The 13,202-nt window shown below is 45.9% G+C and carries 8 protein-coding genes; 6 read left to right on the top strand and 2 right to left on the bottom strand.

What is annotated here, in order from left to right:
- Positions 1-38 precede the first annotated feature (38 nt).
- The gene (locus BCY86_RS06280) at positions 39-458 is read right to left on the bottom strand and encodes a KH domain-containing protein (protein WP_075276973.1); all 420 of its coding nucleotides are present in this window, start codon (positions 456-458) and stop codon (positions 39-41) included.
- On the opposite strand from BCY86_RS06280, the gene BCY86_RS09810 reads away from it, so the two are divergent.
- On the top strand, positions 457-621 hold the full coding sequence (locus tag BCY86_RS09810) for a hypothetical protein (protein WP_156865117.1): 165 nt from the start codon (positions 457-459) through the stop codon (positions 619-621). The genes BCY86_RS06280 and BCY86_RS09810 overlap by 2 nt on opposite strands.
- 42 nt (positions 622-663) lie before the next feature.
- Here BCY86_RS09810 and BCY86_RS06275 read toward each other — a convergent pair whose 3' ends face one another.
- Positions 664-978: a GTPase gene (locus BCY86_RS06275; protein WP_075276972.1), complete on the bottom strand. Its 315-nt coding sequence runs from the start codon at positions 976-978 to the stop codon at positions 664-666.
- 69 nt (positions 979-1,047) lie between these two features.
- Between BCY86_RS06275 and BCY86_RS06270 the strand changes: the two genes are divergently transcribed.
- The 5 genes from BCY86_RS06270 (at position 1,048) to BCY86_RS06245 (ending at position 13,157) form a co-directional block, all read left to right on the top strand.
- Positions 1,048-3,873 carry an ArnT family glycosyltransferase gene (locus BCY86_RS06270; RefSeq protein ID WP_083604233.1) on the top strand — a complete coding sequence of 942 codons (2,826 nt, stop codon included), beginning with the start codon at positions 1,048-1,050 and terminating at the stop codon, positions 3,871-3,873.
- Positions 3,874-3,958: 85 nt separating this feature from the next.
- A complete protein-coding gene (locus tag BCY86_RS09805; protein ID WP_156865116.1) occupies positions 3,959-4,894 on the top strand; it encodes a hypothetical protein in 936 nt (311 codons plus the stop codon).
- A 2-nt stretch (positions 4,895-4,896) separates the two neighbouring features.
- Positions 4,897-7,335 (top strand): tetratricopeptide repeat protein, encoded by a 2,439-nt coding sequence (locus BCY86_RS06255; RefSeq protein WP_172824822.1) that lies wholly within the window; start codon positions 4,897-4,899, stop codon positions 7,333-7,335.
- 82 nt (positions 7,336-7,417) lie between these two features.
- A complete protein-coding gene (locus BCY86_RS06250; protein WP_075276968.1) occupies positions 7,418-11,827 on the top strand; it encodes a tetratricopeptide repeat protein in 4,410 nt (1,469 codons plus the stop codon).
- 46 nt (positions 11,828-11,873) lie between these two features.
- Positions 11,874-13,157, top strand: a complete 1,284-nt coding sequence (locus tag BCY86_RS06245) for a tetratricopeptide repeat protein (protein ID WP_172824821.1) — start codon at positions 11,874-11,876, stop codon at positions 13,155-13,157.
- Positions 13,158-13,202 lie beyond the last annotated feature (45 nt).

The following is a 13,202-nucleotide window of genomic DNA, read 5'->3' as shown; positions in this document are numbered from 1 at the left end:
AGAGGAAAGAAAAAGGGAGAATGATTGAGGTAATTGATTCAATGAGGGGTATAGCCCATCGCGCGGAGCCGTTCCTCATCATTGTACCAGAAAGGGGAAAGCTGCACTTGAAGACACATCATCACTTGTTTTCCTAGCAGTTCTTCCAATCGTTTACGCGCATCTGTGCCAATCCTCTTGAGGAGCGATCCTCCTTGTCCAATAATCATTTTTTTATGAGATTCTCGGTTAACAAAGATCTGTATGCTTAGCAAAGCACAAGTTTCCTTTTCTTCGAACTCCTCTACTTTAACAGCCACTCCATACGGAATTTCATCATAGAGCTTGAGGCTGTTCTCGTACAAATTCGGCTGCGAAGAAGCGGAAAGGCCTATCTGAAAGTTGATCCCTTTCAAAAAGAGGAGGGCTTGAAGGGAGGTACTGGCTGATGAGGGAGAGCATGGGATCCCGAAAAGCATGTCGACGTGCACTGAGAGGGACGACTTCGTCGAAGGAGAAATGCTCAGTATAGGCGTCGATCAGGGGAAGCGTGAAAGACTTCTCGGAGAGCAGGTCGACCTTATTAATGACGAGGAAGGAGGGGACCTTGCGGTGAATATCTGGATGAGGGAGGGGGGGTGATCTGATCTACGTTTGACTTCCCTGTGTGAGGGATGGCTGTTACTAATAAAATGACATCTGCACATTCGAGATGGATTTTGCTGTGCAATTCATCCAATCGCCTAATTTGGTCTTTGACTGGTGTACTCTAGGTGTGTCGACTAAAACCAGCTGAGCGTCTTTCCATTCCCTAATCCTTATAAGGGAATCGCGTGTTGTTTGAGGGCAACGGCTGGTAATGGCTAGAGGGAACTCCATCAGAGCATTGAAAAGGGTACTCTTCCCTACGTTGGGTTGTCCTAAAAGAGCAATACGACCAGCTCGTTGAATCAGGATGGGACAATGGGTCATGAGAGATAGAGGGAAATAAGCAGGCAACCTTCTCAAAAATCTAAGAATTTGAGAACAACATGGATTATACTATCATCTCGTTGAGCCATTCGACTGATGAATTCGCATAAAGATATGGACAATACACCACTTTATCATGCTCAAGCTTTTTCTTCTCATTCTGATGAGACCACTTACGTGCAGGAAAACAATAAGAAAGGGTTATTTTCGCCTGTCACATGGGTATTACTAGTTACGGTTGCTCTCTTTTTCTGTTTTCCGCCCTTGTCGAGCGTGGGGCTGTGGGATCCGCATGAATTAAATACAGCAGAACTTGCACGTCCTATTGCTGGCATCTATCCGTTAACTTCTTTTCTTCTTCAAGTTCTTGACCTTTCTTTACATCCAGAGAGTTCTCCTGCTCAGTCGAACTTGCCTTTTTTATCTGTAGCTCTTGGTTTCAAGATGTTTGGTCTTTCCGAGTGGGCTGGGCGTTTCCCTCTTGCTGTGTGGGGGCTTGCTGGAGTGATGACAACCTATAGCTTTGTTGCTCGCCTTTTTGATACTCGAGCTGGTATGTATGCCGCAATTTCCTTGGCCACAATGCCTCTTTATTTTGTTCATGCGCGGTCGATGCTAACAGGGATCGTCCCCATGAGCAGCTTTGCCATGTCTTTCGGTGGAATCAGTGTGCTTTTATTTGCTTCTCCTCTAGAAAGGGAAAGAGGTTGGATCTTCTGTGGAAAATGGCTTTTTTTAGCTGCAATAGGCCTCTATGCCGGTTTGAAAAGCAATGGAATCATGCTGGGGGTTGGGGTCCCTTTGGCGGCGAATGCCATCACGTGGTGGTTGTGGAGATGGACACGGGATGACAGGCGATACAGTAGAGTTAAAGAGCTGCTGGCGGGAGCTCTTCTGATAGGGACTCTGGTGATCCTGGGAAGGGGATTCTATTCTCTCCATCAAGGGGAAGGGGATCTTTTTAAATGGATGGGAACAGCCTATCAGCCTCCTTCTAAATATACGACGTTTGATTATTATATAGGGCATTTAGGGGCTGCTCTTGCTCCGTGGAGTGTGTTGATCCCTTTTGCGTTGGGGCGTCTTTTCATCCTACCGGAAGGTGTGCTCTCAGCAGATCGAGAGCGCCAGATGGCAGGAAGAGCTGCATTAATGATTGGGACGGTAGTAGCTTTCGGGATGCACGCCTACTTGGCCCCCTTTACCTCTTTGATGGCTTTTACAGGCATAGCCCTTCTGGCCGCTTCCTGTGGAGTTGTTTTGCGAGATGGAGAGCAAGGAGCTTCTCCTTCCATTGCTCTGGGAATAGGGGCAGTTTTTGTTGCTGCACTTCTGCTTCACGATTTTATACAATTCCCAGAAAAAACATATCAGGCATGGACGGTTCAATCAATCCCATTTCCAGATTCTTTTGTGTTCCATTCTCAGCTATTATGGGGGGGAATTCTGATTGCTTTTGCTGGCTTTGTTCTCTTGAGTTGGGTAGAGGGGGGGGTCGAACGAGTACCTTTCTCTCCTCGTCGTTATTTGAATGTCCTCTGTATGTTGTGTCATGCATGGGGTGAATTCCTGGGGGTAAGGTATGAGCTCTTCTTAATGCTTGCTGTTCTAGTGAGTGTGGTGATGGGAATCGCTACTTCCATAAAGATGGTGTGGTTGCTCAACATTCCGTCCCTTATCCGTATTCCTCTTTTGTACATGGGATGGATTTCTTTTTTGCCGGTAGTATTTATTTTTGCCTCTCTTTTCTTATCAGATTTATGGGTATGGATTTTTGAAGGTCAATCGACCAAAGAGTGGACATGGAAAAAAGGTTTTGAGCCTATTCATCAGTTGTTTGATACTATGATTCGGCCCAACCAAAGAGCAGAGAGATGGGTTGCTCTCTTCGGCCTATTTCCTCTCTTTTTTATCGCGCCTGCGCTCCTTGCCTTTGGTGTGACATGGAAAGCGGGGCTCCCTATTGTTGGGGTTTTTCTTATCGCAGGGGCTGCTGGATGGCTGATGTTTCTATTGCTTGGTTTTGTCAGCCAAGGATTATTAAAAGGCAAGAGGCTTGCTGCTGTCGTATTAGCAGGGCTTCTTTCTGCGTTTGCATTGGAATTAGATTATTATCCAGCGCTTTTACAACAGGTATCCCCTAAGGTGCTCTTCCAAACTTATCAAGCCATCCGGTTCCGTTCAGAGCCTCTGGGTTTGCTTGGAACGAACGAGCGGGCTGCTGTCTACTACGCAGGAGAAGAACCTGTTCTTTTTACAGATACTGAAAAGGCATATGCATGGATTTCTGAGAAAGTGGAAGGGCGTCGGTTTCTAGTCATCCGCGCGAACTATCTATCTGAATTGAATCAGCTTTATCGCGGGGGTCATCCAGTGAAAAGCAATATCCCTGTCATTGCGAGCCAAGAGGGGCAAGCTTTTCTGATCGCCTCTTTTTTAAAAAAAAAGGAAATTAATAGGAATCCATTAGAAAATCAGGTTTTATTGGCTCCTCCTGTACCGCAGCATCCACTTTATGTTAACCTAGATGATCAATTAGTTGTCTTAGGATTTGACATCACTGCAGTAGATGGCACTTTTGTTGATTTGATTATGCCAACTCAAGAATATCACATGAAAACCTACTATCAACTTAAGGCTCCCCTTCGCTCTACTTCTTGGGAGGCTTTTCTCCATATTGATGGATATCGTCGTCGGTATAATGGAGATCACGCACTTCTCCAGAATCAATACCCGATGAAATTGTGGCTTTCAGAAGACGTCTTAGTTGATGATTACGAATTCCGTTTGGGTCCTGAATTTAAACCCGGCACCTATACGATCTTTTTCGGTCTTTTCTCAGGAGAAAGCCGGATGAGGGTGAAAAGTGGCCCTCAGGATGGAGAAAATAGAATTAAGGGGGGGCTAATTAGGGTTATTTGATTTTGATCGCTATGAAGGGGAAGGTTCCTCCATATCAAACGAGAAGATATACCTGATTCTACTTGGGATTATAAAAGGAGTGCAAATGCGACGCTATGTGATGGGAATGATGACTGCTAGTTTCTTCTGTGGGACTTCTACCACAGTGGCGGCCGATGCGACTACTCCTTCGGAAACTACTGAGCAAGGGAAAGCTGTGCAGGATTCGTCTCAGAGTGGAAAGGGAGCTGGCCCAAGTTCAGATGGAAGAGGATCGAATTCTAATTCAGGTGAAAAAAGTGGAAATGGGACCTCTACCTCTGCAAGTTCTCCCTCATCATCATCAAGTTCTTCTTCCTCTGCGCCTCCTTCTTCCTCCTCTTCTAACACTTCACCTCCTAATGCTGTGTCTTCTGCTAGCTCGACATCTTCTTCTACAGTTTCTTCGATGGATATCAATGCATTAGCTGCTTCTGTTGCAGATCTAAAGAGTCAGATTCAACGCACAGCTGTTCGTTTGGCTGCATTATCTTCGGAAATGGGGGAAAAGATAGGGTGCCGTCTCGAACTCAACCTCCAAAACAAGATGTCCGCTGCTTTTCGTATTCTTAGCGTTTTCTTCAGTATTGATGGGAAGATTGAAGAGAATCGGACGGATGAAACAGGTGAAATTACGAAGCAAAAGGTGTTGCCTATTTTTCTTGGCCCTATTGGTCAAGGAGAGCACACTGTGCAAGTCAGATTGGTCCTGCAAGCGGAGGACTATGGTGTTTTGACCTATTTAAAGGGCTACAAATCAGAACTTACTTCTAGTTATTCTTTTAAATCAATCTATGGAAAAACGATAAATCTATCAGCCATTGCATTTGAGCAGGGGGATATGACCACCCCTTTTGAACAGAAGCCTCAAATCCAATGGGCGGAGGCCAAACTCCCCCTTTCAGTGATTTCAGGCTCCTTTAATCCTCTCTCCGGTGGGGTTCCTGTGAGTCCAGGTCAAGGTTTAACTCCTTCATCTGTACCCCCATGGAAATCCAAGTAATTGTGGAAAATACCAAAACGGTAGTTAATGGTATGAGTCTGTTTCGCTCTGTAAGGCAATGGATGTGTGGCTTTGGAAGTGTATTCCTTTTTTCACATGCCTATGCCAAGCAAGAAGGAGATGCTCGTTTTAGGAACGCAGTCATTGAGCTCAATACCATCGAAATTGAATCGGGTTCGCTTGATGTGGAAAATGTAACCAAAGTAAAAAAGGAAAGCATACCCGAAGAACATTTAGCAGAAGGAGAAATGCTTTTTTATGCTAGAGATTATCCTCGCGCTGCCGTTGTACTTACTGAAATCATCGAAAAATATCCTGATACGCCTTCGCAGATAGATGCTCTTTGGTTGCGTGGTGAAACGTATTACGGATCGAAAGAATATCTCGCTGCGCGCCGTGATTATCGAGCTTTGGTGTTTAAAGCAGCTGAAGAACGGTTTCAGTATTATCTGGCGAAAGCTTTAGCGCGCCTTATCGACGTCTCTGTTCGCACCAATGATCTGGATTCTCTTGAAGAAATAGTACACCAACTAGGCTCCCTTGTGGATAAGTTACAAGAGCCTGCTTTGTTTTACGCGAGGGGGAAAGGGCTCTATTTAAAGCAGCGCTTTGCAGAGGCAGCAGAATCTTTTCGTGCTGTACCTGACGGAACTTCGTATGCTCATCAAGCGCGTTATTTTGAAGGATTGATTGCTCTAAAGGCGGCGCCTCCGTATGAGCCTCTGCGAAGCACAGATGATGTGAAAGCAGCAGCTTTTCAAGTGTATAGGCAAGCGATCGCTTTTTTTCAGCGTGTGACTCAGTTGCCTGCAGATACAGCTGAACAGCGTCAAATTGTCGATCTGGCTTGGATGGCAATCGGTCGTCTATTTTATCAAATGGAAAGCTTTTCTTCTGCGATTGAGGCCTATTCACACATCGCGCGAGATTCTTTAGAATTTGCAACGATGTTGTACGAAATTGCTTGGGTTTTCTTGCGAAGTGGCGATTTGCCGAGAGCGGAAAGAGCGCTGGAGATCCTCGCAGTTTCCAATCCTGATTCTGGCTATGTGGGGGATGGAACCTTACTTCATGCAGATATTCTCTTGCGGGATAAAAATTTTGATCAGGCCCTTAAGCTATATGAGAGCGTTCGGATGCAATACGATCCGATGCGCATTCAAGTGGAAGATTTTCTTACCTCGACAACAGATATTGCTGTCTACTATCAAAAGCTTTCGCAGCGGGAAACGGATTCGCTGGAACAAAAGGATCAGCTCCCTCCGCTTGCAATTCGTTGGGCCAGAGAAGGTCAGGATGGGAAAATAGTCTTCTCTATCGTGGATGATATGAGAGACTGTCAATTCCTCATTAAACAATCGCAATTGCTGATTGAGAAGCTGAATGCTGTCTTAAATCAGTCAGGGAAAGTACATACTTTTCCAAGCCTTCGATCGCTCGAACAAAGGGCTCTTTCACTGACTCATCGTGTAACGAGAGCAAGACTTGAGATTGCAGGAGGCATCGATTCAGAAGATCAGGGCAATCAGTTTTCTCAAGTGCAAGCTGTGCGTTCCCGGAGGCGAGCGCTCATGTCATCTCTTCGGCTTCTCCCTACAACTGCTGCTGACTTCGATATGATTAAACAAATGTCGATACGAGATTGGAGCGATCTCGCTCATCAGCTTTCCGTGGTATCTTTGGAGATAGAGAAGGGGACTGCATCATTAAAGGGACTCAATCGTTTTGTATATGATGGGATACAAAATGCTTCTAAGGCCGAGCAAGGTCAGTTTCAAACTCTCAGTGAAAAGGTTAAAGCTATTGAGAGTATGTTGATTCAATATCGGGCGCGGTTCTCCTCTTTGAGGAGAGAGATTGAAAAAGGGCAAGCGCAATTGAATGCAACAGGCGCGTCCTACCAAATGGATTCCGAAAAGATGGTTCAGTTCCGTGAGCTGTTGGAAGAAGAGGTCTCTCTTATGCTTGGAGGACAAAGCACAGAGGACGGAAAGAAGTTTGCTGCGCAAGTGGTGCCTCTTCTTTCTCAGGCTAGCAAGCTAGAAAAATACCTTTTAGAAGAATATAACGTGATTGAAGATAGAGTAAGGGTAGAGACGGCAGAGTTTAAAAGTAAGCTCAATGATGAATCAGTAAAAATAGCGTTTTATTCGGACACATTGCGTTCAATTGATAATCAGGCACGGGACCTTCTCGGTCGGGTTGCAGAGCGCAATCTGATGCTTGTCCGCGATAAGTTACGTGGAATTGTGTTGAGAGCGGATGTCGGAATTACAGAGCAGTCGTGGGAGGTACGAGAGGATGAGATTGGAAAGCTTAGGGGTTTGCAACTCAAACGCTCGCATGAAGAAAAAATCCTCGATGAAGAATTGCGTGAGGTGCTTGATGAGGGGGAGGGTGAGAAGCGGGTGCTAGGAGCTGCTGCAAGGGATTCACAATAAATCTTTCTTGGTATTAAGAGGTCTCTAGAAAATGGTGGTTTTTATCCCATGTGCAGGCGAATTCGAAGTAAGGATGGACTGAATGGGCGTTCGGGTTTCAAGATGGCTTATTATAGGGGGGACTTTTGCCTTTCTTCTTATAGGATATCATGTGGCAGTGGGTGCTCCTTCTTCATCTTCTCCAGGGAAAATGGATGGAGGAGCGCCTCCTTCTCCTATGATCAAGGATGGTGGAGTAGAGACAAATGCTGCTGCTGATGAAGGCATGGCAGATCATGGAGTGGCAGATGGAGGTGGATCCCCGTTACCCGGTCTACATAATGCTGGCTCCAAAGCCGGATTTCTTTCTTCTGAACACCCATGGTGGACTCAAGATGGGGGTATTCCTCCTGCACGTCTTGCAATTCGCCAAAAGCTGCGCATGCGATCGAAGAAGGAGAATCCACCGACTGTAGAAGCAGCAGCGGCGTATCGATCGATTAAAGCGGAAGCAGATGTTTATGAGCAGGAAACCAAACAATACAGGAATTTAATATCAGGCATTATTCAGCTTCAATATGAGGCTAAGAAGAAGCAAATTCTTGCTCGCCTTAATTCTGAGGTGATCCGAGAGAAGGAAGCATTAAAGCGTGCCCAGGAAACCACTATTGCCCGTTTAGAACATTTTGTAAGCCAATACAGTGGTCCTCGCGCTCATCCGGAAGCTACACCTGATGCTATGTATCGTCTTGCTGCTTTGTATGAGGAACTGGCTCGTACTTCGGAGGGTACAGAAGATGTTTCTCCTCACTTGGAAGCAGCGATTAAGCTTTATCAACGCATTATTAAAGAATATCCTAACTATCGAGAGATAGCGGGTGTTCATTATTACCTTGGGCACGCGTATAATGATACAGGTCGTATCAATGAAGCGCAGTATGTGTGGCGTTCTTTAGTGTGCCACAATCGATATGTGTATAAGGTACCTGATCCTTCACAGCCTGCTTCTCCCCTCGATACAGCTCTTCCTCAAGATAAATCGGAGGAAGACTGGATCGTTTGGCGTAGGCGCTATCCTTCGCCCGAACACCTTAAAGCTGGGAGAAAGGACCCGGATACGCGTTTTATTGATCCTTATCCGGCTGAATGTAAGCCACTTCATCGGCCTTCGGCTTCTCTGTCTGAGGACCCCCCTTATCTCGCCGAAATTTGGTGGCAGATCGGAAACTGGGAATTCGATCAGCTTGATTATGGAGGAGGACGTGTTCTCAGTAAGGAAGAGCCAGATCTCGTGGCGCTTCCTGCTGTATATGACTACAATCGTGCTGCGAGTGCCTACAAGCATTCATTGGAATTTAAAAAACCACCTCTATATGGAGTTGCTCTTTATAAGTACGCGTGGACTCTTTTCAAACAGCAGCGTTATGAAGCTGCAACGCGAGCATTTGTACAGATGTTGCTCTATACGGATCAGCAAGAAAAGGCGACGGGGGATCCGGGAGCCGACTTCCGAGGAGAAGGATATACCTACATTGCTGGTTCTCTGCTCAATGTCGATTTTGTGGGGCCAGATCCTGATGCTCCGTTCATTCCGCGCCCTGATATTCTGGATACAGAATTGAATCCAGCAGTGATTGAGCAGAAATTGCATGTTGCTCTGGAGAGACTGCAGGATCCTCTTCTCATCCCTCAGGATAAGCCATGGACAATTGAAATTTATAGGGGTTTAGCGCAAGAATACAAAACAACGAACCAATTCAATAATGCAATTGAGGTCTATCAACTGATCCTCAGCAAGTGGCCTCTCCATTCGATTGCTCCTGATATTCAAGCATCGATTGCGGAGGCTTATGATCAAATTGCGTCGCTTAAAAGCGTTGGTTCCCCTGAATATACGACGGCTACTGCAAAATCGTTGGAAGCTCGGACAGCTCTGGCGAATTACATCGGTGACACTCCTTGGGTGCGAGCGAATAAGAATTACCCTTCTGTTCTTCATAAGGCTGAGAAGATTGTAACCTCCGGTCTCCGTTTTGCTGCTGTACAGCATACTAACAATGGCCGTGGTGCATTGCATGCTGGAGAAGAATCGAAAGACCGCGATTATCGTATCAATCAGCTTTTGTATGCACTTTCTGAGTATAAGTTTGCTGTGGAGGCTTGGCATAAGTTTCTTCAACATAATGAACAAGCTCCAGATGCCTACGAAACACGCTATTGGTTAGCAGATGCGTGGCATAAAGTTGTCCGTATTCAGTTTAGTCTTCATAGCTTAGACTCAACCCGTTTTGCTGAACCGGGACAGCGAGAGATGGATACTGCTATGGCTGCTGCACTCGCTGTCCGTGATTCTGAAGAGGATGACAAAAACATCGATAATGCATCGCTTTGGGTTGTCGATCTTGCTGATGTCAAGCGGGATTTAGCCTATCAGCAATATCAGGAGTCAGGAGGAACGCGGGGGATTGAAGATAGAAAAGAGGTGCATTTCGTTGGAGAAGGGGATGAACGTAAAGTCGCTACAAAACCAATTCCTGAAGAGTTGATGGAGGGGATTAGGAGACGTGACGAATATATTGAACTGGTGCCTTCCAATAAGGATCCAGAAAAGAATGGGCCTGTTTTTGACTATTATATTGCAGAGCTTTTCTTCCTTTATGGCCAATTTGGGGAGGCTAGTGCGCGCTTCCGCATGATGAAAGATGCGCATTGTGGAAAGGATGAGTATGGGTATAAAGCATGGGAAAAACTCATCACCATGAGCAATGTGAGTGGTAATGCGGATCTTTCTAGAAGGCTTGCAGAGGAAGAAAAGACAAAACCCTGCGCTGTGAATGCAGAACAGCTTGCCAAGAGCGCTCTGATCATCAACCCGACTCTGCAAGAGGCAGCTTATGTTCGGGCGCGGGATAAGTTTAAAGAAGCTCAGAACGAGACGTTGCCAATGGAAGAAAGAAATAAGCTGTGGATTGAAGCCGCTGGGCTTTATGAAGCTGCTCTTTCTGCTGCACCTGCTCGCGATGAAGCGCCCGAGGCTGCGATGAATGCGGCTTTTGCTTATAAGCAAATTGGAAACTTTGGCAAAGCGATTGAGCTATACAATAGATTTATCGACGAATATGGGAATGAACAGCGCCTTTCTCTTCTTGAGAAAGGGAGTAAGGCTCAAAAAATAGCCCCTAACCCTGCTCAGTACCAAGAGCGGATCAAGTATTTAAGCGATGCCTATGATGCTCTCAGTACGACGTATTTCGGATTTTTTAACTATCGAATGGCTGCAGAGACATATGCCACCATTGCTTCACTGGAACGGCTGGATGAAGCCAAACGCCGCACAGCAGCCCAAAATGCAATGGTCTTATATGCAAAGATGGATCAGCGGGCTGCGATGCAAGAACAATATCTAATTTTTCGTAAGCTTCATCCGTCTCCTGAGGAGCGATCAGATGCTGATTACATGCTTGCGAGCTATGATTACCGTTTGTGGAATCCTGATAGGTTGGATGTGGGGACCAACCGAGTCAATCGCATCAATGCGGAAGAGAGTTTAACCAACTTTTATAAGATGAATCTGCGTGTTCCCACATCGTCCAAGTATGTAGTGGAAGCTGCTTATAGAGTTGCCAAGATGCTGAGGAAAGCTGGGGATCCTATGTATATGATGTGGTATCGGCGTACGATGAACACATGGAACGCACTTAAAGAGAGTGGTCTCATGGATAAGAAACTGGGGAAGCCGGCTGCGCTTACATCTCCCTATGTGGATTATGTCGCTCAGATGGAATTTATGCTGATCGATGAGAAACTAAGGGAGCGGTATGACTACGACACCGGACATCATCGATATGCTGGTGCAGTTGAAGAAATTATCGGGAAATATGAAATTGATAAAAAAACAGGGGCTGCTAAACTTCTTAAGAGAGGTAAGTATCAGCTAGATGCTGAAGATGCAGACAAGTACGATACGCAACTCCAACGGATTATAGACACATATCCTTCTCTTGAATGGGTGCCTGCCACCATTGCGAGAAAAGGTTCATTGTACGATTCGTTGAGGACGGGTCTTTACAATACTGTGCCTCCTGCTCTTAAGTATTTTACTCCACAACAGGAGGCTTTGCTCCAGCAGTTAGAGAACTCTGGTCGCGATGAGCGCATTGAACAAGCTGATGAGATCCGCTCTCAGGTCAAAGAGGGGTGGCGTAATCGGCGTGACCGCGAGTTAAATGCTTCAGATGAAGTCATGGTACGCAATTATGCTACGGCAGTTGCTTTGGCAGGACATTACAATGTGAAGAATGCTGAAGTGCAACGAGCCCTTGCTCGCCTTGCTTACTATACAGATATTATTGGAGATGCAAAAATCCGCACCTATGTTGAAAAAACGAAGGATCCTACTGATCCTAAAAAGATGCTTTCCTATACGGATGGCATGTATGTTCAATCGCGTTCTGGATTGTTGTTGAGTCCTACTGCTGGAGGGGCTTTGTTGCCTGTTCCTGCAGTCCCTTGAAGTACACGGGATCAAGCTAATGCGAAAGAGTAGGCAAAGTTTTAAGATGAAGAGGGTACAGTTGCTGATGTGGGCTATGGCTCTAGGTGGTTGTGGTGGAGGCGCACAAATGCGTGGCCCTCTATCCGCACAGCAAACTGCTCCTTTGGAAAATGAGGAGGAAAAAAAAGATGCGGCTTCTCCAACCTCTTCCTTTTCTCTTCCTCAGCAGGCAGTTAAGGCTGAAAAAAGGAGTGCTGTTTATGAGCGAGGAGAAAGGGCATGGAAAGAAGGAAATTTATTGGCTGCTAAGGAAGCTTGGCTAGAAGCGACTAAGGAAGCACCTCAGACAGCTGCTCCTTATTATTCTTTAGGGACTGTCTTAGAACGATTAGGGGATACAGAAGGGGCTGCTAAAGCTTATCAAAGCGCTTTTACAATTGCGCCTAATCATGCTCCCTCCATAGGCGCCTATGCTCTTTTGCTTCTGCGGAACGGTTCGCCGGATAAAGCAGATGCTTTTTTGACAGAGCAATTTGAAAAACAGCGCTCTCCTCAACTTGCTACCTATTTAGCTGAGGTAAAGTCGCTAAAAAAGGATAGTGCATCTGCCCAAAAATACGCTCAAGAAGCATTGCATTTAGATCCGGATTGTAAAGAAGCGATGGTGATCATCGCTACAGATTACTATCGGGCGCGACGATTAGACTTGGCTCAATATGCTCTGCGGGCTATTCTAGATGGGTTCGGAGAGGGGACGCCACCTCGGGATAAAGAAAACGCAGAAGCTTATTTGTTGCGTGGCATCATACTCAAAGAGGCCGGATATCGTCTTGCGGCTATGACAGAGTTTGAATCCGCTCTTAAAAAGCGGCCTGATCTTGTAGAAGCAAACCTTTATTTGGGGAGTATGAAGTTAGAAGCTGGAAACGCAAGAGAAGCGTGTCCCCTTCTTGAAGCAGCAGCTCACTATGCCCCAATGAATCCAGTAGCCCGCCTTAATTTGGGAGACTGCTATCGTTTGGTAGGGAATAGTTCAGCAGCTAAGCGTGAGCTTGAGCGTGCGCTTGCTCTTGACTCTACATTACTCGGTGTGCATTACAATTTAGGGTTACTTTATCTGTTTTCGCCTAAGGTGGAGTCACTTTCTCCGAGTCAACAAGTCGAACTCGCCATCAAGGAATTCGAGACTTATAAATCTATGCGAGGAACAAAAGTACAGCGGGGAGGGGGGGATGATGTTGATGAGTTGTTAAATCGAGCAAAAGCCAAGCAGATTGAAATTAAAGGGACAAGTGTGTCAGCAACTTCGCAGGCTCCTGCGCCACCGGCGGCTCCGACACCAAAATAGACATGCTTATACAATACTGATAGAGTGAATCCGTGTAGATAGAAA

The sequence above is a fragment of the Pajaroellobacter abortibovis genome, from assembly GCF_001931505.1.
Taxonomy (GTDB): domain Bacteria; phylum Myxococcota_A; class Polyangia; order Polyangiales; family Polyangiaceae; genus Pajaroellobacter; species Pajaroellobacter abortibovis.
The sequence above is the reverse complement of the archived record's forward strand: the minus strand, read 5'-3'. Positions and strand labels throughout refer to the sequence as shown.

Coding starts and splice junctions, on each gene's coding strand:
- BCY86_RS06245 (WP_172824821.1), top strand. CDS start 11,874: ATGAAGAGGGTACAGTTGCTGATGTGGGCTATGGCTCTAGGTGGTTGT.
- BCY86_RS06250 (WP_075276968.1), top strand. CDS start 7,418: ATGGGCGTTCGGGTTTCAAGATGGCTTATTATAGGGGGGACTTTTGCC.
- BCY86_RS09810 (WP_156865117.1), top strand. CDS start 457: ATGTCGACGTGCACTGAGAGGGACGACTTCGTCGAAGGAGAAATGCTC.
- BCY86_RS06270 (WP_083604233.1), top strand. CDS start 1,048: ATGAATTCGCATAAAGATATGGACAATACACCACTTTATCATGCTCAA.
- BCY86_RS09805 (WP_156865116.1), top strand. CDS start 3,959: ATGCGACGCTATGTGATGGGAATGATGACTGCTAGTTTCTTCTGTGGG.
- BCY86_RS06280 (WP_075276973.1), bottom strand. CDS start 458: ATGCTTTTCGGGATCCCATGCTCTCCCTCATCAGCCAGTACCTCCCTT.